Below are 23,257 nucleotides of genomic sequence, written 5' to 3'. Positions count from 1 at the left end.
TGCAGATTGAGGTTGAAAACGCCAAAACCCGGTGGTAGAGTGCGCACCACTTCGACAGGGCGTCTGTCCTGATCGAGCCTCAATAGACCCGTAGCTCAGTTGGTTAGAGCGCTGTCTTGACATGGCAGAGGTCACCAGTTCAAATCTGGTCGGGTCTACCACTTCCCCCCTTTTTTCTTTATTGCTCGCATCCCGAACTCTCCCTTTCGAATAGGGTCTGAGTGGTTGATCTGTGGAATCTTTGGGGTCAGAGCCAGCGCTCTGACCCCATTTATCCAATTGCTAGGGTCAGAGCCGTAGATTCTTGGGGTCAGAGCCAGAGCTGTGACCCCAGATATCGCCCTACGGGGTCAGAGTCTTTAACTCTGCCCCCGATTGTCATCATTGCCTTGGTGTGAAGCTGCCGCTTTCCTGTCGTGGCGGGAACTTCTCGAAGGTCGCCATGAACTTCCCGACCAGGTCCTTCAGGGGAACCATCACGAACATGTGCCGCAGTAGCCAGTCATCGTAATAAGCGGACTCTTTAGGTGCTTCCTCGAACGGGTCGGACCTCAGGTTGACGATGAGGGGCGCCTTTCTCGGTTCCTGTGCCAAAAGCCAGGCCTTAATCCCATGGTGGGTCTGGGTGCTGAAGTGGAACTTGTAGTCCTTGTAGCGCACAGTACCCAGTGAGCCATCATCGACAAAGCCGAAGAACACATCGCGGGGGCCATTTTTCTCCTTCCCTGTAAGGTAAGGCAGGAAATTGTAGCCATCGAGGTGGACTTTGTACTTTTTGCCGTCTGCCGAATGCCCCTTGAGTAATTTCTCCTTGATGTCCGGTTCACCCACTGTGGCCATGATGGTCTGCAGCCAATCTTCATGAGAGATGATCTCGTTGCTTGTCTGCCCGGCTTTGATCGCAGAGGGCCAGCGAACCAGTAGGGGCACGCGAAGGCCCCCTTCCCAGGTGGTGGCTTTTTCTCCCCTGAAGGGGCTGCTGCCGCCATCCGGCCATGAAAACTTCTCCGCGCCATTGTCTGTGGAATAGATCACGAGCGTGTTGTCCGCGATCCCCAGGTCATCCAGCTTCTTGAGCAATTGGCCGACGTGGGCGTCATGCTCTACCAGGCCGTCGGCATAGATGCCTTTGCCTGTCTTGCCTTCACTCTCTTTCTTCAAGTGCGTGAAGATGTGCATCCGCGAAGAGTTGAACCAAACGAAGAAAGGCTTCTTGGCTGAATGCGCGCGGTCGATGAAGTTCAGAGTCGCGCCGAGAAATTCCTCGTCGACGGTTTCCATGCGTTTAGTTGTAAGGGGGCCGGTGTCCTCAATCTTGCCATCCGCAGTGGATTTGATAACACCGCGCGGCCCATATTTTTTGCGAAATGCAGGATCTTTGGGGTAGTCGGGATGCTCCGGTTCCTCTTCCGCATTAAGGTGATACAGATTGCCGAAGAACTCGTCAAATCCATGTGCGGTGGGTAGGTGCTCGTCGAGATCCCCCAGGTGGTTTTTACCAAACTGTCCGGTTACATAGCCATGTGCCTTCAGCAGCCTCGCGATGGTGGGGTCTTCTTTCTGAAGCCCTATCGGGTCACCTGGCATACCAATCTTTAACAGACCTGTGCGCTTGGGAGATTGCCCGGTAATAAACGCAGCCCTGCCGGCGGTACAGCTTTGCTGTCCGTAGGCATCGGTAAACATGATGCCTTCTCTACCGATGCGGTCGATGTTCGGGGTCTGGTAACCCATCATGCCGTGGTTGTATATGCTCGGGTTGAACCAGCCGATATCGTCGCCAAATATAACCAGGATGTTTGGTTTTTCTGCGCAAAAAGCGAATGCTGGAAAGAGCAATAATGTGGACAACAGCGATATTGCGAATGATTTTCGCGTAATTCTCGATGCTGGATTCACCCGAATGTACCTCGCTTTGTATTTAGTGTTTAATCTATTACCTAACCATGGCGCAGGGCGCACCTTGATAGTTTTTCCAGCTGCGTGACCCCATTTTCGCAGGGTATTCAGGAGGGATAGCGGCATTGGCATATTTGCAGCGCATCTGTTTTGGCTTGCTTGTGGCTTTGGGAGCCAGCGTGGCAAACGGCATCGAAACACCCGAGTACACCGTCATCAAAACCTACCCGGATTTCGAGTTGCGGCAATATAAGCCGCACCTCATTGCTGAGGTAGAGGTGATGGCGACCTTCGAAGATGCGGGAAGCGCCGCGTTCGGAGTCTTGGCGGCTTACATCTTCGGTGAGAACCAGTCCGAATCAAAAATGAAAATGACGGCGCCGGTGCAGCAGGAGTCCAGAGAGAAAATTGCGATGACGGCTCCTGTTTCGCAGCAATCGGTTGCCGACGATCCGGATGAGAAGAAGCGTTATCGGGTCAACTTCTTTATGCCCTCCAAGTACACCATGGAAACCCTGCCACGCCCGAATAATCCCGCCGTAAAAATTCGCGAGGTGCCTGCCAGGACTCTGGCGGTGAGGCGGTATCGTGGCAGCTGGAGTACCAAGCGCTACCGCAAGGAAGAGGCCGCGCTGCTGGAGGCATTGAAGCGGGAGAGTCTCAAGCCAGTGGGTATGCCTATCTTCAACCGCTATAACTCGCCATTCTCGCTGCCGGTGATGCGGACCAACGAGGTCGCGATCGAAACCCAGAACGACTAGTGGGGTCAGAGCCAAATGGATGGGGTCAGAGTCGTTGACTCTGACCCCATTAGTTTCTGACCCCACTTATTTTGCATTTGCGCAAAAAGTCCACAATTCCGCCTGCCTGCGCGTCTTGTAACAATATCCGTGCCCGGGTATACCTCTGAACTGAATACTTTTTTGGGCTGCTCACCTAAAGACGGCAGTTCGTTTCAGGAAGATCAACAGGGGGCGCCTATGCGCAGTTTACTTGCTGTCTGGGTGGTATTTATTGCTTTGGCTTCTGGCTGCTCCAGCGAGGGCGGGAAGGAGCCTGTCGGGCTAGAAAAAATTGATGCGCTTTTCATGCGCTATGCCGGCGACGACGTGCCGGGCGCGGCCGTTATGGTGATCCGGCATGGCGAAGTGATCTACCAGAAGGGGTTTGGGTGGGCGAACCTGGAAACGCGTGAGCCGGTGACGCCGAGTACCAATTTCCGCCTGGCCTCTGTCAGCAAGCAGTTTACCGCGATGGCGGTAATGCAGCTGATCGAAAGGGGTCTGCTATCTCTCGATTCAAAACTTTCCGAAGCGCTCGAAGGTTTTCCGGCAATCGGTGAAACCATCACCATCAGGGATCTGCTCAGGCACACCTCCGGCCTGGTAGATTACGAGGGGCTGGTGCCAGACGGTCAGTCTGAGCAGGTTAGGGATGCGGACGTATTGAAGCTCGTGTCCGCCAATCCGGAAGCCTATTTCCCCGCTGGGGAAACTTATCAGTACAGTAACTCCGGTTACGCCCTTCTGGCTTTGATCGTTGAATCTGTTTCCGGGCAGAGCTTCAGCGATTATCTGCAGGAGCACGTTTTCAGTCCAGCTGAAATGTACGCTTCTGTCGCCTTCGAGAAAGAACGTCACAAGATTCAGAACCGTGCCTACGGTTATTCGATCGCGGAAAATGGCGCGGTGTCTCGTACGGACCAGAGTGTATACAGCGCAGTTCTCGGTGATGGCGGTGTTTATTCAAGCTTGAACGATCTCTTCCTCTGGGATACGGCCCTGTACCAGGAAGAGCTGTTGAGCCCCGAGTGGCGGGCGGAGTTATTCCGGGATCAGGGCAACGGCGCCGGTGAGCCTATCCAGTATGGATTTGGTTGGCGGCTCGAGGATTACGCCGGCCACAACGTGACATACCATACGGGAAGCAGCAAGGGTTTCCGCAACGTACTGTACCGAATCACGGATGAGCGGCTGACCGTGGTTATTCTCACAAACCGCAACAGTTATGCGCAGCTAAGCCCGCTGGAGCTGGCGCGCCAAACCGTCGATATCGTACTGTCGGAAAGCTGAAAGGGAGAGCACAATGAAATTCTCAGTAGCGCGTTTATTGGTTGCTGTACTTGGCCTTGCCGTATCGTTTGCTGCGCTGGCGGAAAGCGTGGATCTGGCCATCAAAAATGCAAGAGTGGTAGATGGCACCGGTAGCCCGGCTTTTAACGCAGACGTTTATGTCGATGCGGGCAGGATCGCGCGAATCGATACTACCCAGACCGCGAAGGTTTCGGCGCGGCGCACCATCGATGCCGGTGGTCGGGTGTTATCGCCGGGATTTATTGATTTACATTCCCACGGCTCGGCAAAGTCACAAGGTGCTTTTGAAAACTTCATCTCTATGGGGGTGACCACGATCTCATTGGGGCAGGATGGTTTCAGTCCTGCCGTCAGGGATTTGGCGACATGGGTTGGCGAGGTGCGGTCCGGTGGCATCAATCCCAATTTAGCGCTGTTTCTCGGCCACGGTACGCTGCGAGGCATGGTTGGGATTGAGGCGGGTGCACAGATTACCCCGCAGCAACAGGCCGAAATGCAGTCGATCCTGAAAAGCAATCTGCCTTATGCGTTCGGTATGACCACAGGTCTGGAGTATTCACCTGCGCTGTATGCGGCGGAGGATGAACTGCTTGCCCTGGCACAGGTTGTGGGCAACGAGGGCAAGCTCATCATGAGCCACCTGCGCAATGAAGATGACCAAGCGCTTGAAGGCTCGCTCCGTGAGCTGATTCGGCAGGGACAGTTTGCCCGCGTCCATGTGTCGCATTTGAAGGCGGTGTACGGCAAGGGGGAAGCGAGGGCGGAACAGATCCTTGCCTTGCTGGACGCGGCGCGGCAGCAGGGCGTAGATATTACGGCGGATGTCTACCCCTACAATGCCAGCTATACCGGAATCGCCATCGTCTTTCCCGACTGGGCCAAGACCCGCGTGCAGCTGGCCAGTGTCATCTCCTCCAGGCGGGTAGAGCTTGAGGAATTTATTCGGAACAAGGTCAATGCGCGCAACGGTCCCCAGGCAACCCTGTTTGGAACCGACCCCTATACCGGCAAAACCTTGCAGCAGGTTGCAGCAGAGGCTGGTAAGCCCTTTGAGCAGGTACTGATCGACGATATCGGTCCGGAAGGTGCGTCCGCGGCTTACTTTGTGATGGATGAAGCGCTGCAGACCCGCCTGATCGCCGACCCTATGGTGGCGGTGTCATCGGATGGCAGTCCCACGGGCTTCCATCCGCGTGGTCATGGGACCTTTGCCAAGGTAATCGAGGAGTTTGTGGTCAATAAACAGATGCTGTCGCTCGAGCAGGCGATTCACAAAGTCAGTGGCTTCCCGGCCAGTGTCCTGGGTTTGAAAACCCGGGGGGTAGTTGCAGAGGGCAATGCCGCAGACCTGCTGATTTTTGATCCAAAGCTGGTCAGGGCGACGGCCACCTACAGTGCGCCCCATACTCTGGCTACGGGCTTTGATTATGTTTTCATCAATGGGAAGTCTGTCCTTGAGCAGGGGAAGTTCTCTTCAGCTGCCCCGGGCAAGGTGCTGGATCCGCGCATTGAGCGGTGATGTGCGGGGCCAGAGTCAAAGACGTTTGGGGTCAGAGTCTTTGACTCTGACCCCGCCAATCCAACTTAGGGGTCAGAGCCAATGGCTCTGACCCCATTTGTCCGCCACTTCTCCATACCCACTTCCAAACCTACACTGCAGAGCAGTCGTGTGCGTTGAATCCGGCGCCCGGGAATTTGTGATCACTTTCTTGTGTTTTTCTGTTAAATGTGATCACATTTGCCTGTCAAATCAGAATCAACGGGGCGGGCTTGAGTTGCCACCCCGGTAAAACTTCGGAGTCAGTATGGATAAGAAGCTTCTCCAGTCCGCCGATGCGGCGCACCTCATGCACCCGTTTTCCGATTTCAAGGAGATGGTCGAAGAAGGCACGCGCCTGATCACCAATGCAGAAGACGCCTACATTGTCGACGTAGACGGCCACCGTATGCTGGATGCCATGTCCGGCCTGTGGTGCTGCAACCTGGGTTACAGCCGCAAGGAAATCATCAAGGCCATCGACGATCAGCTGAATACGCTGCCTTACTACAACAGCTTCTTCCAGTGCACCACGCCGGCTTCTGTTGAGTTGGCCAGAGTGATTTCCGAGATCGCGCCGGAAGGTATGAACAATGTGTTCTTCACCGGCTCTGGCTCCGAGGCGAACGACACCAACTTGCGCATGATCCGCCGTTACTGGGACCTGAAAGAGCAGCCTGAGAAGCGCATCATCATTTCCCGCAAGAACGCCTACCACGGCTCCACCATTGCCGGTGCGAGCCTCGGTGGCATGAACGGTATGCACAAGCAGTTCAGCCGCCTGGACAACATCGTCCACATCGACCAGCCGTACTGGTTCGAAGAGGGCGGCGATATGTCCCCGGAAGAGTTTGGCATCCATGCGGCAAATGCCCTGGAAACCAAGATTCAGGAGCTGGGCCCGGAGCGTGTTGCTGCGTTTATCGCCGAGCCGATCCAGGGTGCCGGTGGTGTGATCATTCCGCCGGAGAGCTACTGGCCGCAGATCAAGAAGATCCTGGCAAAGTACGACATCCTGATGGTGATGGATGAGGTGATCTTCGGCTTTGGCCGTACCGGCCAGTGGTTCGGTAGCCAGTACTACGATATCCAGCCGGACCTGCTGACCTTCGCCAAGGCGGTGACCAACGGTTACTACCCGCTGGGCGGTGTTATGGTGGGCGACAAGGTGGCCGACGTGCTCAAGTCCGGCGGTGGCGAGTTCACCCACGGCTATACCTATTCCGCACACCCGGCGGCCTGTGCGGCAGGCCTCGCGACCATCAATATCCTGCGCGATGAGAAAATCATCGAAAAGATGGCCGAGGATACCGGTCCGTACCTGCAGCAGCGCTGGAAGGAGCTTGGCGAGCACCGTATCGTGGGAGAAGCCCGTGGTCTCGGCTTTGTCGGTGCGCTGGAGCTGGTCAAGGACAAGGCAAGCCGGGCGCGCTTCGATGATAAATGCACCGCCGGTGCCATCTGTCGTACAATGAGCATCAAGAACGGGCTCGTCATGCGGGCCACGGGGGATGCCATGATCATCGCACCGCCGCTGATCCTGACCCGCGAGCAGGTAGATGAGTTGATTACCAAGGCCGAACGTGCCCTGGACGACACTGCCGAGGCACTGGGCGTTTAAGCCCGCAATGCTTCCTGATAACAGGCCCGCTAGTCGGGCCTGTTATGCGTTTGAGGTCCGTGTATTTTTGACCTTTATTTGACCGGTTTTAAAAAGCCTCTGCCTGACAAGGCGCTGAAAAGAAGAACTTAGATGTCGCAAAAATCCGTTAAGCCACTTTCCTGCCCCGAAGAGATTGCCCGTCAGTCATTGCAGTTCCTGGACGAGAACCCGGACCTGGTGTGGGTGGAGGCGTTCGTCTTCGATCTCAACGGTGTCCCGCGCGGAAAATTGGTGCCGGTTGAGTCCGCCCGCAAGCTGTTCAGCGCTGGACTGCAGCTGCCTCGCAGCGCCCTGAGCCTGGATATCTGGGGTAGGGATGTCGAGGACAGCCCGCTGGTATTCGCCAGTGGCGACAGCGACGGCGTCTGCCTGCCGGTCTCCCCGTTGACCCATGCGCCCTGGCACGATGAGCCAACGGCACAGGTGCAACTGCAGATGGTTGAACCGGATGGCTCGCCATTCTTTGGCGATCCGCGTGGCCTGCTGGAAAGCGTTTGCGCGCGCTTCAAGAAGCTTGGCATGACCCCGGTTGCGGCGACGGAACTGGAGTTCTACCTGCTGCAGGACGAATCCGATGACAACGGCTACCCGATACCGGTAGCCCAGTCTGAAACCGGTATCGTGCCGGCGACCGACGTTTATGACCTGTCTGCTGTGAACGAGCAGCGCGAGTTCTTTGACGATGTGCGACGCGCCTGCGAAATGCAGGAAATTCCCGCCGATACCATCCTCAAGGAATGTGCGCCGGGTCAGTACGAGATCAACCTGAACCATACCGACAACCTTGTCGAAATCGCTGACAAGACCCTGTTATTCAAGCGCATCCTGAAAGGCGTTGCCCGCAGCCATAACATGCGTGTCTCCACCATGGCCAAGCCATTCGGCGACCTGGCCGGTAGTGGTATGCACGTTCACTTGAGCCTGGTCGATGAGTCTGGCAAAAACCTGTTCGACAACGGCACTGTGGAAGGTTCTGACCTGCTGCGTCACGCCGTTGCCGGCATGATGGCCACTGCCAATGATTCCATGGCGATCTTCGCGCCGCATTCCAATTCCTATCGCCGCTTCCAGGAGAGTTCGCATGCGCCTCTGGGCATCGCCTGGGGCTACGACAACCGCACCACAGCGCTGCGCATTCCCGCCAGCCCGCCGGCGGCGCGCCGCTTTGAGCACCGCATCAGCGGCTCCGATGCAAACCCGTACCTGGTGCTTGCGGCAATCCTCGCGGGTGTGCTGCACGGTATCGAAAACAAACTGTTGCCGCCGGAGCCCGTGAAGGGCGATGCCTACCAGGTAGAAAGCGAAATGCTGGTCAATACCTGGTCGGGCGCAAATCGTCGTTTCGAACAATCCGACGTCTGGCACAAGTACTTTCCGGAAAAATTTACCAGCCTTTACCAACTATTGAAGGCACAGGAATTCCGTGAAATTTCCATGCGGATTACCGATGTGGAATACCAGAGTTACCTGAACCGCGTTTAGGTTATTTAGCCTTCATTGAGAAGGGGCATGTGAGAAGTTCGTGCGGCAGGGTGGAACCGATGCCGCGCGTGACTGTCTCATAGACTGGTGAAACTGGTTGTTTCCCCGGTCAAAATAAATTGGTGCCCGAAATGAAAAATGCGTTCCGCCTGCTGCTTGCCGCTCTGTTTCTCCTGCCTTTATTTGCCCTGGCCAACGGGCTCCCGGATGCGCGCCATATCCAGGTATCTGGCACCGCATACGTTGAGGCGCTGCCCGACTATGTGGAAATCTCACTCTCCATTTCCGAGACCGCAAGTACGCTCGAAGAGGCCAGGAAAGCCGTTGATGTGCGCACCCGCAGTGTGCTGGAGGCGGCCGCGTCGGGCGGGGTTCTGGAAGAGGATATCGATGCTTCCCTCATCAGTGCGCAACCGGAGTACGAATACGCCAATCGTGGCCGTGTATACAAGGGTGAGCGCGTAAACCGCTCGGTGACTTTGAGGTTGCGGGACCTCGAGCGTTATTCGGAGCTGGTCCAGAAGCTGACGGGCTCCGGGATTACGCGCCTCGAGGGCATCAGTCTGCACCACAGCAAGATTTCAGAACTAAAGAGTGAGGCGATGAAGCTCGCCATCGCCGATGCCAAAACCAGGGCGGAGATTATCGCGGCGGAATTCGGCGCCAGTGTCGGCGCAGTGTACGGAATCTCCGCCCAGGCTTCAGGTCCCTCACCGGTTTTCCGTGGTGGGATTGCCGGAGCGGCGGCCATGTCAGCAGAATCCGCACAGGCTGATCAGGGTGCCGGCCTGAAGATCGCCAAGCAGAAGATCCATCAATCAATCTATGCCGTCTTCACCCTGAATTAGGTTGCGTGCGGGGTTACTTGCGCCGACGGTCCGGGCTGACCGGCGAGTTGAAACCACTGCGGGAGCCGGGGTCGCAGGAAGTAATCCTCGGTACGCCAAATTGTGCGGGGCCGGCTGAGCGGGCGAGAGTCTCTGCTATACCTATTTACAGGCAAGGCCATGTTGGAATCTGACTTGTGCATTGTCGTTATGCTCTCCTCCTTAAAGTGTGTTCGAGAAATATTGCCCGCCACCGGCGGGCTTTTTTTTGTCTGAAATTTGGCTGATTCGGGCCGAAAGTAACCGCGATTATTGGTTTTGCCTGTTCCACTGGTATGAATTGCCTGTCCCGTTTTCAGTCCTGTTGTCAGCCCCGGGGCGGCTTCTGGTTGGCGGCGGTGCATGCGTGTATCCTTGGGCCCTTAACAAGATAAAAAACGCGGCAAACTGTTGAATGCCGTGGTTCGATCTGGGGCACTGGGGAGCTTGGATGACCGCCTTTGAGAAGTATGACGACGGTCTGGTGAGTGAGAGGCTTACCGAAGGAAGCAGCGGCAAACCGCTGCGCATCTGCCTGCTCGGATATCGCAGTCATCCCTATTGCGGCGGGCAGGGCGTCTATATCCACTACCTGAGCAAAGCGCTTGTCGCGGCAGGTCACAAGGTGGATGTGATTTCCGGTGAACCGTACCCGGTACTGGATGAGCGGGTTCGTCTGATCAAGATGCCCGGCCTGAACCTGTTCGAGGCTGAAAGCCATATTCGCGCGCTGCGCTGGCGCCACCTCAGGTCGTGGGCAGATTTCAGTGAGTGGTGGCAGATGGCCACTGGTGGTTTTGGCGAGCCCTACAGCTTCGGCCGCCGGGTGGTGCACTACCTGCGCAAGCACCGCGATGAATACGATATCGTCCACGATAACCAGTCCCTCTGTTCCGGCCTGCTGGAACTGCAGCGTATGGGTGTACCGGTCCTTGCCACTATCCACCACCCGATTACCCGCGACCGCCGCATTGCTTTGGAGGCGGCGCCAACCTGGGGTTACAGACTGCTGGTGCGGCGCTGGCATTCCTTCCTGAAAATGCAGAAGCGCGTGGCCCGCCGGTTGCACCACATAACCACAGTATCCCGTTGTTCGTTCGAGGATATTCGCCGGGATTTCTCGGTGGAGCCCGAGCAGCTGCGCCTGATATACAACGGTATCGATACCGATGTGTTCCGTCCGTTAGAAGGTGTTACAAAGGTTCCGGGCAGGATTATCACGACTGCTTCAGCAGACCAGCCACTCAAGGGCCTGCGCTACCTGCTGGAAGCCGTCGCTGGACTGAGGGCCGCGCATCCGCGTGTGAGCCTCCGGGTGATAGGCAAGTTGAATCCGGACGGCCCCACGCAGAAATTGCTGGATGAACTGCAGCTGGGTGATTGCGCCAGCTTTGTCAGCGGCATTTCGACCGAGCAGCTGGTGGAGGAGTACAACATGGCGGAGGTCGCAGTGGCGCCCTCGCTCTATGAAGGCTTCGGTTTGCCCGCCGGTGAGGCGATGGCCTGCGGCGTTCCAATTGTCTCCAGCGACGGTGGTGCATTGCCTGAAGTCGTGGGTGATGCGGGCATGATCGTGCCGGCAGGGAAAAGCGCAGCGTTGCGCGATGCACTCGAGCGGTTATTTGACGAGCCGGCGACACGTGAGCGGCTTGCTGCTGCCGGCCGCGAGCGGATCGACAACAGTTTCTGCTGGCGACTGGCTGCACAGCAGGTTGTGGGTTACTACCGTGAAATCATTGCCGTAACCCAATCCGGTGGCGTGCACGCGGCGAATGAGCCGATTGCCGGGGGTGCACAATGATCACGGTCGATTTTGAAAAGCTTTCCCTGGGGCCGGGGCAGAAGGTGCTGGACCTCGGTTGCGGCGAGGGGCGCCATGCAACCAATATCTTCCTGCATGCAGATGTGGTTTCGGTTGGCATCGATATGAGCCAGCGTGATGTAACCAGCGCGCGGGATAAAGCGCAGCCGTTTGTCGATGCAGCCGACCAGGAGCGTGGCGGCGAAGGTGTGCTGGCATTCGGGGTGGGCGACGCACTATGCCTGCCATTTGCCGCCGATACCTTCGATGTGGTGGTTTGCTCGGAGGTGCTGGAGCATATCCCGGATTACGAATCGGCCCTGCGTGAAATCGACCGGGTGCTCAAGCCGGGCGGCGTGTTCGTTGCCAGTGTGCCTACATTTTTCCCGGAGTGGGTGTGCTGGAAATTGTCCAGTGCCTACCACCAGGTGGAGGGTGGTCATGTGCGTATTTTCCGTGAGCGGGGCCTGCGCGGCGATATCGAAGCGCTGGGTCACCGGTATTTTGCGCGGCACAAGGCCCATGCGCTGCATTCGCCTTACTGGTGGTTGCGCTGCCTGTTGTGGGATTCACAGGACTCGTCGCGACTCGTGCGCTGGTATCACAAATTGCTGGTCTGGGACCTGATGCAGAAGCCGGCCCTGACGCGCTGGCTGGAAAAGCTGCTTAATCCGATTCTTGGAAAAAGTATTGTGCTGTATTTCGTAAAACCGGAGTCGCCGGAGGTATCGTCAACGCCCCCGGCTGATGATCCTGTGGGGCTGCCTGCATGAGTCCGGTGATGTTGCAGAAGGGGATCTTCCCCGCGGAGATGATGCGCCAGTCGGTAGAATACATTCTGTCGGTGCAGCAGGAAGACGGTGCCATTCCCTGGTTTGAGGGCGGCTATGCGGACCCGTGGGATCATGTCGAAGCGGCGATGGCACTGAGTATCTGTGGTGAATATGAAGCGGCCAAGAAAGCCTACGACTGGCTTGCCGGGCTTCAGCTGGAGGACGGCAGCTGGTGGGCCGCCTATAAAGGCGGCGAGATTCATAATCGCGAGCGGCGTGAAACCAACTTTGTTGCCTATATTGCGACCGGTGTCTGGCATCATTTTCTGCTGACCGGGGATCGGGCATTTCTCGCCGACCTGTACCCAACGGTCCGGCGCGCGCTGGATTTCGTGGTGTCGCTGCAGACCGAGTTTGGTGAAATTCACTGGGCAGTAGACAGTGAAGGGCAGCCAATGCGCGACGCGCTGGTGACCGGCTGTGCGTCCATCTACAAAAGCCTGGAATGCGGTATCAATATCGCGTTTACCCTGCAGCAGGATTTTGATTGCTGGCGCACTGCACGAGCGAAGCTGGGTGAGGCCCTGAGCAATAAGCCGGAAAGGTTTGACCGCACCTGGGAGAGTAAGGACCGTTTTTCCATGGACTGGTTTTACCCGGTGCTGACCGGCGTATTCAGCGGCGGTAGTGCGCGGGAGCGCCTGCAGGAAAAATGGGATCAGTTTGTAGTGGATGGCCTTGGGTGCCGTTGCGTCAATGACGAGCCCTGGGTAACGGTGGCCGAATCCTGCGAACTGACCATGGCGCTACTGGCCGCCGGGGAGGCGGGCAGGGCGCAGCAGCTTTATAGCTGGCTGCATGAATGGCGCGATGGCGACGGTGGCTACTGGACCGGGTATGTGTATCGCGATGATGCGATTTGGCCGGCAGAAAAAACCACCTGGACTGCAGCGGCCATTGTACTGGCGGCAGATGCGCTGACCGGGCACACGCCGGCCAGCAAGCTGTTTACCGCCGTACAGTTGTTGGATGAGTGCCTGACGGAGAAGCTGCCGGAAGCTGACAGCTCGAGGGAAGGCGCGGAGGTTCTGGTCGCCCGCTGAGTTTACAGTCTGCGCAAGATGCCGAGTGTATTGACGGTTTCCAGGGCCTCGAACTGGCCCGAGGCCAGGGCAAGCTTGTAGATATCGTAGGGCGCCTGACCGCCGTCTGCGGGGTCGGGGAAGATATCGTGGATTGCGAGCAGGCCGCCCGGCACCAGGTGGCGAGACCAGCTGCGGTAATCGGTCAGCGCGGCTTCCAGTGAGTGGCCGCCGTCAATAAATACCATGCCGAGCGGTGTTGCCCAGTGTCTCGCTGCAACACCTGAAGGGGCCACGACCGGAACGACGGTTTCTTCCAGCCCGGCGAGACGCATGTTGCGGCGAAACTCTCTGAAGCTGTCCATCAACTCGGCTTGCGGATCAAACAGGTCGGCGTCGTGGTATTCCTCACCCGGCTGGTGCTCTTCGGAGCCGCGGTGGTGGTCTACGGCGAACAGGGTGTTGCCGGTTTCGCGTGCTGCAGTACCGAGGTACAGGGTGGATTTGCCGCAATAACTGCCGACTTCCAGGATCGGTCCCTGGCGGGCGCAGGATATTGCCAGTTGATAGAGTGCTTCTCCTTCGTCGCTGGCGAGGAAGCCTTTTACTTCGTTGATGTCGATCGGGAAATGGATATCAGGCATTTTATATACAGCAGTTCGCAGGTTTGTTTGGGAATTCTGTTGAAGGTCCAGTTGCAACCCTAGCGGCAGGAATTTTCAAATGCAATCCTGAAAGCGCGTGTGGGATTGGGGTTCAGGAGAATTGGTTTGCGCAGAGATCACAGGCCCTACTGGCTGAAGAAATTACAGTTGCGATGGCGTCGCTGGCGTACCCGTTATTTCCTCGTACCGCAATTCGATGCCATCGGGCGCGAGCCTGAGGTGATGGATCCCGGTAGCGTGCAGCTGTTCGGCACCAATATCTGCGCAGGCGATTTCCTGCACCTCATCTCGACCCCGGATAACTGCATTCGGCTCACTACATTTGGCCATCGCGGCAAGCAGGCGCGTATCTCGATCGGCGACTATGTGCTGATCTCCCCGGGCGTGCGTATCTCGGCAGAGGAGTCGATCTCCATCGGAAATGGCTGCATGTTTGCCGCAAATGCCTATATCACCGATTCTGACTGGCATGGTATCTATAATCGCACCCGGCCATTTCGTTGTACCCGGCCTGTTGTGCTCGAGGACAACGTGTGGATTGGCGATGGTGCCACCGTCTGCAAGGGGGTAACCATCGGTGAGAATTCGGTGGTGGGTGCCGGCAGCGTGGTGACAAGGGATGTGCCGGCCAACGTGGTGGTGGCCGGTAACCCGGCAAAGGTGATCAAGGAGATCAATCCCCGGCGCCGCATGATCACCCGCGAGGCATTGTTTTCCGATGCGGCGCGGCAGCGATATAACATGGATGCCCTGGACCAGATGTTGCTGGAGGGGAATTCGATCTTCGGCTGGGTGCGTTCCCGGCTGATGCCGCGGCGCGGTGACTAGTTCGAAAAGACTGAATCGGGTGCCGTATTTTAAGAAACGGACTTTGGTAACTGGCAGGTTGGGCCTGACGTGAATAAAGAAAGTGTTGTCCTGGTGGGAATGCCGGGAGCCGGCAAGAGCACCATCGGTGTATTGCTGGCGAAGGAATTGGCCAAGGATTTTGTCGACACCGATGTGTTGATCCAGCTGCGGGAAGACAAGACCCTGCAGCAGATCCTCGATGAGACCGATTATATGAACCTGCGTCGCATTGAGGGTGAAGTGCTGCAGGACGCGGACCTGCCAAACTGCGTGATCGCGACCGGCGGCAGTGCGGTCTACAGTGAGCCGGGTATGGCGCGCATGCGCGAACTGGGACCTATCGTTTTTCTCAAATGCAGTGCGGATGAACTGCGCCGCAGGATCCACAACTACGAAACCCGCGGCATCGCCAAGCGCCCGGAGCAGAGCTTTGCCGACCTGTTCGCGGAGCGTCAGGCTTTGTATGAGCGCTATGCGGATATAACGGTGGAGTGTGATGCGAAATCACAGGAAGTCATTCTTTCGGAATTAAAGTCGCAGTTAGACTGACTGGGGAACAGCGCCGTTTCTAGAAGGCGTTATCGGGGCGATGCCGTGGTGAGGCAAAACCCAGCGTCACCACGGCAAGCGAGTTAGCTTTTAGAGTGGCAGTTGCGTTGTGTACTTCACCTGTTTCAAGGCAAAGGTCGAATTAACCGACGCCACATTCGGCAGGTGTACCAAAGTACGCTTCAACAGCTGCTCATAGTGTTCTACGCTGTCCACGACAACGCGCAGAACGTAATCCTTGTCGCCGCTGGTGGAGTAGCATTCGACCACTTCGCGCACATCCTGGACCGCATTTTCGAAGTCATTTAATGAGGCTTCTTCGTGGTTCTGGATGGTGATGTAGCAGTATACTGTGACTCCGAGGTCGAGCTTGCGCGGGTCCAGCAGGGTAACCCGGCCGCGAATGACGCCTTCGCTCTCCAGCCGCTTGATCCTGCGCCAGCAGGGGGTGTGGCTAAGGCCGACCTTGTCGCCCAGCTCTGCCATGGAGTAATCGGCGTTATCCTGCAGGGCGCGCAATATCTTGCGGTCGAAGTCATCCAGTTCTGTAGAGCGCTTCATATTTTAGTTTTATCCTATTAAATACAGTTTTGCCGAAAGGATTGTCATAATTCTAATGGCTTTCGCGTTAAAAAAGCAATGATTCGTCCTGCCCAACCCTCTACTATGAGCCCATAATAAATAATCTGCACAAAGGTATTTCTATGGTCGCAAGCAGTAGCCCGGCAGGCGATGGCGCTGGCAGCGAGTCTCCGCGCAAGGCCGTGTCCCTCGATGACCGCTACACCACCCTGAAGGGGCAGGTGTTGATGTCCGGCATTCAGGCGCTCGTTCGCCTGCCAATCGACCAGATGCGGATGGATCGCGCCCGCGGCCTCAATACCGCCGGCTTTATTTCCGGTTACCGCGGCTCACCCCTCGGCGGCTATGACACCCAGTTGACCGCCGCCCGCAAGTATCTCGATGAGCACAATATCCGCTTTATTCCCGGTGTGAACGAGGAACTAGCCGCCACATCCGTCTGGGGCTCCCAGCAGGTGGGGCTGTTTGACGGCGCCGATTACGACGGTGTCTGCGGCATCTGGTACGGCAAGACCCCCGGTGTAGACCGCTCCTGTGATGCCTTCCGCCACGCCAATGCTGCCGGCTCCTCCAAGCACGGTGGTGCGCTGATTGTCGCCGGTGATGACCACGGCTGTAAGTCATCTTCCTACCCGGGGCAGTCCGAGTTTGCATTCGTGGATATGCACATCCCGGTGCTGAACCCCTCCAATGTGCAGGAAGTGCTGGACTACGGGCATTACGGCCTGGAGCTTTCCCGTTTCAGCGGCTGCTGGGTAGCCCTGATCACCCTGGCGGAGAACATGGACAGCGCCGCGGTGGTGGAGATAGACCCGGATCGGGTGCAGTTCAGCTACCCGGAAATCGAAGTGCCCGAGGGCGGTCTCAATATCCGCAAGCAGGATGCGCCGCTGGCGCAGGAAGAGCGCCTGTGGAAATACAAGCGCCCGGCGGCGCTGGCATTTGCGCGTGCCAACAAGCTCAACAAGGTGGTACTGGAAAACGATAGTGCAACCCTCGGTATCGTTACCGCGGGCAAGGCCCATATGGACCTGATGCAGGCGTTTGAAGACCTCGGTATCGACGAGCAAAAGGCCAAAGACCTGGGTATCCGCATTCTCAAGGTTGGCATGACCTACCCGCTGGACGTGCCGGGCATTCAGGAGTTCGCACGGGACCTGGATTACCTGCTGGTGCTGGAAGAGAAGCGCAGCCTGATGGAAGTGCAGCTGAAAGAAGAGCTGTACAACGTACACGTCAAGGATCCGCATTTCCCGAAAATTCTGGGCAAGGTCGACGAGAACGACCAGGCCCTGATGCCGATGTACGGCGAGCTGTCGCCGGCCATTATTGCCGAAGTGCTCGGCAAGATCCTGCCGCTGGACCAGCTCGGCGAGCGTGCCCAGCATCGCCTGCAGCGCCTCAATGCGCTGGCCGAGCGTATCGCGCACCAGGCTGGTAGCAGCGTATCGCGCCTGCCGATGTTCTGTGCCGGTTGTCCGCACAACCGCTCCACCAAGGTGCCGGAAGGCTCGCGTGCGCTGGCGGGAATCGGCTGCCACTACATGGCGCAGTGGCTGGATCGTGAAACCTATACCTTTACCCAGATGGGCGCGGAGGGTGTTAACTGGATCGGCCAGGCGCCGTTTACCAGTGAGAAGCACGTCTTCGTGAACCTCGGCGATGGTACCTATTTCCATTCGGGCATCCTCGCTATCCGCGCCTCCGTCGCGGCCAAGGTGAATATCACCTACAAGATCCTGTACAACGATGCGGTCGCCATGACCGGCGGCCAGCCGCACGATGGTGAGCTGCACCCGGACCTGATCTGCACCCAGGTGCTGTCAGAGGGTGTCAAACGCGTCGTGCTGGTGATGGATGACGTCGACAAGTATAAGGGCGTACTCACGTTCCCGTCGGAGGTGGAGATTCGTCATCGCGACCATATGGAAGCGATCATGCAGGAACTGCGTGAAGAGGAGGGCGTCTCGGTCATTGTCTATGACAAGACCTGTGCCAACGAACTGCGTCGCCGGCGGAAGCGCGGCCTGGCGCCAAAAGCCGAAGCGCGCCCGTTTATCAACGACCTGGTGTGTGAAGGCTGCGGTGATTGCGTCAAGCAGTCCAGCTGTATTGCAGTGGAGAAGGTGCAGACGCCGCTCGGCGACAAGCGCCGTATTAACCAGACCGGCTGTAACCAGGATATGTCCTGCCTGAACGGTTTCTGTCCGTCGTTTGTGTCCGTCAAGGGCGGTAAGCTGCGCAGGCCTGCTGGCGTGGGTGATGCCCTGTGCGATGCGGCAGACAAGCTGGCGGAGCCGCAACTGCCTGCGATTACTGACCCGTACAACCTGCTGGTAACCGGTGTCGGCGGTACTGGTGTGGTTACCATCGGTGCATTGCTGGCCATGGCGGCGCACATCGAAGGCAAGGCGGCCACCACGCTCGACCAGACCGGTCTGGCACAGAAGGGTGGTGCGGTCTATTCCCACATTCGCTTTGGCAACCAGCCGGAGCAGCTACAGGCGGTGCGCATTTCCGATGGCCGCGCCGATGCGTTGCTGGCCTGCGACCTGATCGCTGCGGGCAACCTGCAATCCTGCCTGGCCAAGCTGGATGAAACCCACAGCCGTGCGGTGGTAAACACCCACCTGACGCCAACCGCTGCCAGTGTGATCGGGCGCGAGGATGTTAGCTCGCCGCAGGCGGTGCTCGACACCATCAGCGCCGCAGTGATGGAGATGTCTTCGGTGGAGGGCCATGCCCTGACCAAAGCCGCGCTCGGCGATACGATGACCGCAAATATTTTCATGCTCGGCTACGCCTGGCAGGCAGGCCTGTTGCCGGTCGGTCGTGCGGCGCTGGAGCAGGCAATCGAGCTGAATGGCGTTGCCATCAAGGCCAACCTGCAGGCGTTTTCTGCAGGACGCCTGGCCTATGCCGATCGCGCCGCGCTGGATGCAATGCTGGACGGCGAGGAAATCGGCATCAAACTGCCGCAGACCCTGGACGACATTATTGCCCATCGTGCAGAGCACCTGACCGGTTACCAGAGCAAGCGTCTGGCCACCCGCTACCTGAAGCTGGTGGAAAAGGTGCGCGAGGCGGAAGTTGCCATAGATGGGGATTCCTCGGAGCTCTCCAAAGCGGTTGCGCAGAACTATGCGAAGCTGCTCGCCTACAAGGATGAATACGAGGTTGCACGCCTTTATACCGATGGCCGCTTTGCGGAAAAGATCGCCGAGAATTTCGATGGCGATTTCGAGCTGGATTTCCATATGGCGCCGCCGCTGCTGAGTCGTTTCGACCCGCTGATCGGTCGCCCCCGGAAAATGAAATTCGGCGGCTGGATGATGAAGGCATTCGGCATCATGGCCAAGCTCAAGATATTGCGCGGTACACCGCTGGATATCTTCGGTTACAACCGTGAACGCCGCGATGAGCGCGCCCTGATCCGCGACTATGAAAAGCTGGTGGACCAGGTGTTGGGTGATCTGAACGCCGAGAACCTGGACGCCGCTGCAGACCTGCTGAACTACCCGGATATGATTCGCGGTTACGGCCCGGTCAAGGATGCCAATATCGAGCAGACCAGGCTGGAGTTGCGCCTGTTGACGGAGCGCTTCCGTAACCCGGAGGCTGCCAACAGCCCGGTACAGGAGTTCGACCCGACCAAGCAGAAATATGCGCCCGGTGGCTAGTAGCCCGGTGCTCTGACTGTGTCAAAAACAAAAGGCCGGCTGATTTCAGCCGGCCTTTTGCGTCTATTTGCGTTTACTTTTGAGCGGTGGCTATTATTTTCTCGCCAGCTGGAAACCGCGCTTCTCCAGCTCCTCGATAACGCTGCCCGGGCCAACCAGGTGTCCGGCACCGACCACCACAAACAGCTTGCCATGTTCCTTGCTGAGGTTGTCGATTCTGCCGGCCATATTGCGGTTGCGCTCGAAAAACAGCATTTCGTAAAGCTTCGTCATTTCCGGTTGCTCCTTGAGAGGCTCACCGATAAACATATTGTACAGGCCTGCCGCATCCCCACTTTTCCACAGGCTGGTCATCTTCGGCAGCATGGTTTCCATTTCGTCCACTTCCTGCAGGGTCTTGCGCAGCAGCAGATCCTGTTGCGGCAGGTTGTTGAGGATCTCGAGCTGCGGCAATACACCCTCGAGTTCCAGAATCTTGCCGTTTTTCCCGTAGGCCGCCTGCAGGAAGTGGAGGTCAATACCGTGCTGTGCACTCAGTCCCATGCGCTGGAACTCCAGCATGCTGATGGAGAGCATGGCGATCGCCGGCTTTTGCTGGGCGAGCATGGCTTCCGGTACGCCGCGGCTGGCGGCCCAGTCCGCGAACATCTTGTAAGTACTCGCACTCAGCTCGGTCTTGAGGTTGGTGCCCACCGGGTAGAGGGACATGGCCGCGACTTTCTTCTGTGCTTCCATGTTCTGCGAGAATTCCACTGTGTCCGCCTCTACAACGAGGGCGTCTGCCTCGGCAAAACCCTTCTCGATGTCTGCACGCAGCGGGTAGAAGTCTTCGTTGGCAACATGGATGGAGCCCAGCACGTAGAGTTTTTCTTCTCCGCGGCTCGCCTCCCAGAACAATGCCTTGTCATTGGCGGCCTGGGCAAAGTTGGCCAGCGCAAACAACAGGCTGAATGTAAGCAATTGCTGGAACCAGGCCGGTTTCCGGTAGTTTTTCATGGGGTGTTCAATCCTTGATATTTAACAGATAAATAAGCTTTCCCTGGCAGGGCGAACAGTGTGACAAGGCGCCGGCCGATTGCAATAGGCTGGCCAGAACCGCTGACGTGACGGCGAAATGATGGCAGAATTTGGCGTTCGTTTTTCCCTGCGTGGTCCGGGCGGCGTGGAATCCGTCGGCGCCCGCGCGTAAACAGTAATAAAAACAAGGAATCCGGGATGTCGCTGACTATTTCCCCTATTTATGCTGCCCTGCTTGCCATTCTCCATATTGCCCTCGCATACCGTGTGACGGTTGTGCGTCGCGCCCAGAAAGTGGGGGTGGGTGATAACGGCAGCCACGACATCCTGGTCGCTGTGCGTGCCCATGGTAATCTGATCGAAAACGCACCTTTCGCCATCGCACTGCTGTTGATGGCAGAGCTTAACGGCCTGTCCGGCATGTGGTTGCACATCCTCGGGGCCGCTTTCCTGATTGGCCGCATCGGTCATGCCTATGGCTTTGCCGCCGGTAATGGTGGTGTGCACTTCTGCCGTTACTGGGGTACCGTTTTCTCCTGGGTTGTGATCCTGGCACTGGCGCTGGTCAATCTGAAGCAGGTCGTGCTGGGCTAGTCCGGCACGGCTCAACGGCGGGGCCGCGCGGCCCCGGTTGGTTTTGCGGCAGTCGTTCTTTATACTGCCGCCTCATTTTGTCGTCTATGTAGTACAAAAAGGCCGTCCGGTCGGTCACGCATAGTGTTATTCATGCGGTCTTTCGTAGGGATCGCCACTGAAAGAAAGGAAGTCTCATGCCTGTCATTACTCTCCCCGATGGTTCCAAGCGGGAATTCTCCCATCCGGTTTCTGTTCACGATGTCGCTGCCGATATCGGTGCCGGACTTGCCAAGGCTGCGCTCGCCGGCGTAGTGGATGGCAAGGAAGTCGATACCTCTTACGTTATCGAAAACGATACCCAGCTTGCGATCATCACCGATCGACAGGACGAGGGCCTGGAAGTGATCCGTCACTCCACCGCGCACCTGCTGGCCCAGGCCGTCAAGCAGCTCTACCCGACCGCCCAGGTCACCATCGGCCCGGTGATCGAGGACGGCTTTTATTACGATTTCGCCTATGAACGCCAGTTCACCCCGGAAGACCTGGAGGCCATCGAGAAGCGCATGGCCGAGATCGCCAAACAGGACATCCCGGTAGAGCGCCGTGTGATGCTGCGCGAAGACGCCATCACCTATTTCAAGGGTATGGGCGAAGATTACAAGGCGGAGATCATTTCCGATATTCCGCAGGGTGAGCAGATCTCCCTGTACCGCCAGGGCGATTTCGAGGACCTGTGCCGCGGCCCGCACGTGCCGTCCACCGGCAAGCTCAAGGCATTCAAGCTGACCAAGGTTGCGGGTGCCTACTGGCGCGGCAACTCCGACAACGAGATGCTGACCCGCGTCTACGGTACTGCCTGGGCCAACAAGAAAGACCTGAAGGCCTACCTGCACCGCATCGAAGAGGCGGCCAAGCGCGACCACCGCAAGCTGGGCAAGAAGTTCGACTACTTCCATATGCAGGAAGAAGCGCCGGGCATGGTGTTCTGGCACCCGAAAGGCTGGTCCATCTATACCGCCATCGAGCAGTACATGCGCCAGCGCCAGCGCGAGTATGACTACAAAGAGGTCAAGACCCCGCAGGTGGTGGACCTGTCCCTTTGGAAGAAGTCAGGCCACGCCGACAAGTTCGGCGACGACATGTTCATGCTCAAGGCCGAGGAGCGCGAGTTCGCGGTCAAGCCGATGAACTGCCCGTGTCACGTACAGGTGTTCAACCAGGGCCTGCGCAGCCACCGCGACCTGCCGCTGCGTATGGCAGAGTTCGGCTCCTGCCACCGCAACGAGCCGTCCGGCTCCCTGCACGGCATCATGCGTGTGCGCGGCTTTACCCAGGATGATGGCCATATCTTCTGTACCGAAGAGCAGATCCAGTCGGAAGTAGCCACATTTATGGAGCTGCTGCACTCCGTATACCGCGATTTCGGCTTTGAGGACGTAATTTACCGCCTCTCTACCCGCCCGGAACAGCGCGTGGGTACCGACGAGATGTGGGACAAGGCAGAGAAGGCGCTGGCGGATGCGCTGAATGCCGAAGGCCTGCCGTGGGAAGAGCTGCCGGGCGAGGGTGCCTTCTACGGGCCCAAGATCGAGTTCTCCCTCAAAGATTGCCTGGGCCGGGTATGGCAGTGCGGCACCATTCAGGTGGATTTCTCCATGCCGGGCCGCTTGGAGGCCCAGTATGTGGCGGAAGATGGCTCGCGCCAGACCCCGGTAATGCTGCATCGCGCGACCCTTGGGTCATTCGAGCGTTTTATCGGCATCCTGATCGAGAACTATGAAGGCGCTTTCCCGACCTGGCTGGCGCCGGAACAGGTTTCTATCCTGAATATTACTGACCGACAGGCCGAATATTGCCGAAATCTCGAAGATCGCCTGTCTGCAGCCGGCTACCGAGCCGTTTGTGACTTGAGAAACGAGAAGATCGGCTTTAAAATCCGCGAGCACACCCTCCAGAGGGTCCCTTATCTGCTGGTGATCGGCGATAAGGAAGTAGAAAACAGGACTGTGGCCGTGCGGACACGTACCGGCGAGGATCTGGGCACCATGGATATTGAGGCCTTTGAAAAGATTCTTGCGGACGATGTGAGCCGTCGCGGCCGTATTGCTGTTTCTGAAGCGAAAAACTAATTAGGAGCACTAGC

General features: G+C 57.6%; 18 protein-coding genes and 1 tRNA gene. 15 read left to right on the top strand and 4 right to left on the bottom strand.

Going from position 1 to position 23,257, the window contains the following annotated elements; genetic code table 11:
• Nucleotides 1-84: 84 nt before the first annotated feature.
• Nucleotides 85-161: transfer RNA gene (locus QSJ80_RS13825), tRNA-Val, on the top strand.
• Nucleotides 162-381: 220 nt separating this feature from the next.
• Here QSJ80_RS13825 and QSJ80_RS13820 read toward each other — a convergent pair.
• Nucleotides 382-1,860: an arylsulfatase gene (locus QSJ80_RS13820; protein WP_434219187.1), complete on the bottom strand. Its 1,479-nt coding sequence runs from the start codon at nt 1,858-1,860 to the stop codon at nt 382-384.
• A 218-nt stretch (nt 1,861-2,078) separates the two neighbouring features.
• On the opposite strand from QSJ80_RS13820, the gene QSJ80_RS13815 reads away from it, so the two are divergent.
• From QSJ80_RS13815 to QSJ80_RS13775, 9 genes are all read left to right on the top strand, one after another.
• Complete coding sequence (locus QSJ80_RS13815; RefSeq protein WP_285765059.1) at nt 2,079-2,660, top strand: SOUL family heme-binding protein; 582 nt, start codon at nt 2,079-2,081, stop codon at nt 2,658-2,660.
• A gap of 129 nt (nt 2,661-2,789) precedes the next feature.
• Nucleotides 2,790-3,971, top strand: coding sequence for a serine hydrolase domain-containing protein (locus tag QSJ80_RS13810; RefSeq protein WP_285765058.1), 1,182 nt, complete (start codon nt 2,790-2,792; stop codon nt 3,969-3,971).
• A gap of 88 nt (nt 3,972-4,059) precedes the next feature.
• The gene (locus QSJ80_RS13805) at nt 4,060-5,511 is read left to right on the top strand and encodes an N-acyl-D-amino-acid deacylase family protein (RefSeq protein ID WP_285765057.1); all 1,452 of its coding nucleotides are present in this window, start codon (nt 4,060-4,062) and stop codon (nt 5,509-5,511) included.
• Between the two features lie 286 nt (nt 5,512-5,797).
• Nucleotides 5,798-7,150, top strand: a complete 1,353-nt coding sequence (locus QSJ80_RS13800; protein WP_285765056.1) for an aspartate aminotransferase family protein — start codon at nt 5,798-5,800, stop codon at nt 7,148-7,150.
• A gap of 132 nt (nt 7,151-7,282) precedes the next feature.
• On the top strand, nt 7,283-8,674 hold the full coding sequence (locus tag QSJ80_RS13795; RefSeq protein WP_285765055.1) for a glutamine synthetase family protein: 1,392 nt from the start codon (nt 7,283-7,285) through the stop codon (nt 8,672-8,674).
• 131 nt (nt 8,675-8,805) lie between these two features.
• Nucleotides 8,806-9,522: an SIMPL domain-containing protein gene (locus QSJ80_RS13790; protein ID WP_285765054.1), complete on the top strand. Its 717-nt coding sequence runs from the start codon at nt 8,806-8,808 to the stop codon at nt 9,520-9,522.
• Nucleotides 9,523-9,991: 469 nt separating this feature from the next.
• Nucleotides 9,992-11,341: a glycosyltransferase family 4 protein gene (locus QSJ80_RS13785; RefSeq protein WP_285765053.1), complete on the top strand. Its 1,350-nt coding sequence runs from the start codon at nt 9,992-9,994 to the stop codon at nt 11,339-11,341.
• Entirely contained in the window at nt 11,338-12,114 is a 777-nt protein-coding gene (locus QSJ80_RS13780; protein WP_285765052.1) for a class I SAM-dependent methyltransferase, read from the top strand. The genes QSJ80_RS13785 and QSJ80_RS13780 overlap by 4 nt, the downstream gene beginning before the upstream one ends.
• The gene (locus tag QSJ80_RS13775; protein ID WP_434219185.1) at nt 12,111-13,217 is read left to right on the top strand and encodes a prenyltransferase/squalene oxidase repeat-containing protein; all 1,107 of its coding nucleotides are present in this window, start codon (nt 12,111-12,113) and stop codon (nt 13,215-13,217) included. The genes QSJ80_RS13780 and QSJ80_RS13775 overlap by 4 nt, the downstream gene beginning before the upstream one ends.
• 2 nt (nt 13,218-13,219) lie before the next feature.
• Here QSJ80_RS13775 and QSJ80_RS13770 read toward each other — a convergent pair whose 3' ends face one another.
• On the bottom strand, nt 13,220-13,840 hold the full coding sequence (locus tag QSJ80_RS13770) for a class I SAM-dependent methyltransferase (RefSeq protein WP_285765050.1): 621 nt from the start codon (nt 13,838-13,840) through the stop codon (nt 13,220-13,222).
• A 126-nt stretch (nt 13,841-13,966) separates the two neighbouring features.
• On the opposite strand from QSJ80_RS13770, the gene QSJ80_RS13765 reads away from it, so the two are divergent.
• On the top strand, nt 13,967-14,689 hold the full coding sequence (locus QSJ80_RS13765) for an acyltransferase (RefSeq protein WP_285765049.1): 723 nt from the start codon (nt 13,967-13,969) through the stop codon (nt 14,687-14,689).
• A gap of 69 nt (nt 14,690-14,758) precedes the next feature.
• On the top strand, nt 14,759-15,259 hold the full coding sequence (locus QSJ80_RS13760) for a shikimate kinase (protein ID WP_285765048.1): 501 nt from the start codon (nt 14,759-14,761) through the stop codon (nt 15,257-15,259).
• Between the two features lie 90 nt (nt 15,260-15,349).
• Here QSJ80_RS13760 and QSJ80_RS13755 read toward each other — a convergent pair whose 3' ends face one another.
• Entirely contained in the window at nt 15,350-15,820 is a 471-nt protein-coding gene (locus QSJ80_RS13755) for an Lrp/AsnC family transcriptional regulator (RefSeq protein WP_285765047.1), read from the bottom strand.
• 143 nt (nt 15,821-15,963) lie between these two features.
• Between QSJ80_RS13755 and QSJ80_RS13750 the strand changes: the two genes are divergently transcribed.
• On the top strand, nt 15,964-19,521 hold the full coding sequence (locus QSJ80_RS13750; RefSeq protein ID WP_285765046.1) for an indolepyruvate ferredoxin oxidoreductase family protein: 3,558 nt from the start codon (nt 15,964-15,966) through the stop codon (nt 19,519-19,521).
• Between the two features lie 93 nt (nt 19,522-19,614).
• On the opposite strand, the gene QSJ80_RS13745 is transcribed toward QSJ80_RS13750, so the two are convergent.
• Nucleotides 19,615-20,517 (bottom strand): TraB/GumN family protein, encoded by a 903-nt coding sequence (locus QSJ80_RS13745; RefSeq protein WP_285765045.1) that lies wholly within the window; start codon nt 20,515-20,517, stop codon nt 19,615-19,617.
• 219 nt (nt 20,518-20,736) lie between these two features.
• Here QSJ80_RS13745 and QSJ80_RS13740 point away from each other — a divergent pair, with 219 nt between their 5' ends.
• Both QSJ80_RS13740 and thrS read left to right on the top strand, forming a co-directional pair.
• Nucleotides 20,737-21,132, top strand: coding sequence for an MAPEG family protein (locus tag QSJ80_RS13740; RefSeq protein ID WP_285765044.1), 396 nt, complete (start codon nt 20,737-20,739; stop codon nt 21,130-21,132).
• 176 nt (nt 21,133-21,308) lie between these two features.
• Nucleotides 21,309-23,243: a threonine--tRNA ligase gene (thrS, locus tag QSJ80_RS13735; protein ID WP_285765043.1), complete on the top strand. Its 1,935-nt coding sequence runs from the start codon at nt 21,309-21,311 to the stop codon at nt 23,241-23,243.
• Nucleotides 23,244-23,257: the final 14 nt, after the last annotated feature.

The sequence above is a fragment of the Biformimicrobium ophioploci genome (assembly GCF_030270605.1).
Lineage (GTDB): Bacteria > Pseudomonadota > Gammaproteobacteria > Pseudomonadales > Cellvibrionaceae > Biformimicrobium > Biformimicrobium ophioploci.
Note: the sequence above shows the minus strand (reverse complement) of the source record. Positions and strands in the feature narration are given on the sequence as shown.

What these genes read in the sequence shown, in the direction of transcription:
- QSJ80_RS13775 (WP_434219185.1), top strand. Translation starts at nt 12,111, where the DNA reads ATGAGTCCGGTGATGTTGCAGAAGGGGATCTTCCCCGCGGAGATGATG.
- QSJ80_RS13800 (WP_285765056.1), top strand. Translation starts at nt 5,798, where the DNA reads ATGGATAAGAAGCTTCTCCAGTCCGCCGATGCGGCGCACCTCATGCAC.
- QSJ80_RS13790 (WP_285765054.1), top strand. Translation starts at nt 8,806, where the DNA reads ATGAAAAATGCGTTCCGCCTGCTGCTTGCCGCTCTGTTTCTCCTGCCT.
- QSJ80_RS13750 (WP_285765046.1), top strand. Translation starts at nt 15,964, where the DNA reads ATGGTCGCAAGCAGTAGCCCGGCAGGCGATGGCGCTGGCAGCGAGTCT.
- QSJ80_RS13755 (WP_285765047.1), bottom strand. Translation starts at nt 15,820, where the DNA reads ATGAAGCGCTCTACAGAACTGGATGACTTCGACCGCAAGATATTGCGC.
- QSJ80_RS13740 (WP_285765044.1), top strand. Translation starts at nt 20,737, where the DNA reads ATGTCGCTGACTATTTCCCCTATTTATGCTGCCCTGCTTGCCATTCTC.
- thrS (WP_285765043.1), top strand. Translation starts at nt 21,309, where the DNA reads ATGCCTGTCATTACTCTCCCCGATGGTTCCAAGCGGGAATTCTCCCAT.
- QSJ80_RS13785 (WP_285765053.1), top strand. Translation starts at nt 9,992, where the DNA reads ATGACCGCCTTTGAGAAGTATGACGACGGTCTGGTGAGTGAGAGGCTT.
- QSJ80_RS13780 (WP_285765052.1), top strand. Translation starts at nt 11,338, where the DNA reads ATGATCACGGTCGATTTTGAAAAGCTTTCCCTGGGGCCGGGGCAGAAG.
- QSJ80_RS13770 (WP_285765050.1), bottom strand. Translation starts at nt 13,840, where the DNA reads ATGCCTGATATCCATTTCCCGATCGACATCAACGAAGTAAAAGGCTTC.
- QSJ80_RS13795 (WP_285765055.1), top strand. Translation starts at nt 7,283, where the DNA reads ATGTCGCAAAAATCCGTTAAGCCACTTTCCTGCCCCGAAGAGATTGCC.
- QSJ80_RS13745 (WP_285765045.1), bottom strand. Translation starts at nt 20,517, where the DNA reads ATGAAAAACTACCGGAAACCGGCCTGGTTCCAGCAATTGCTTACATTC.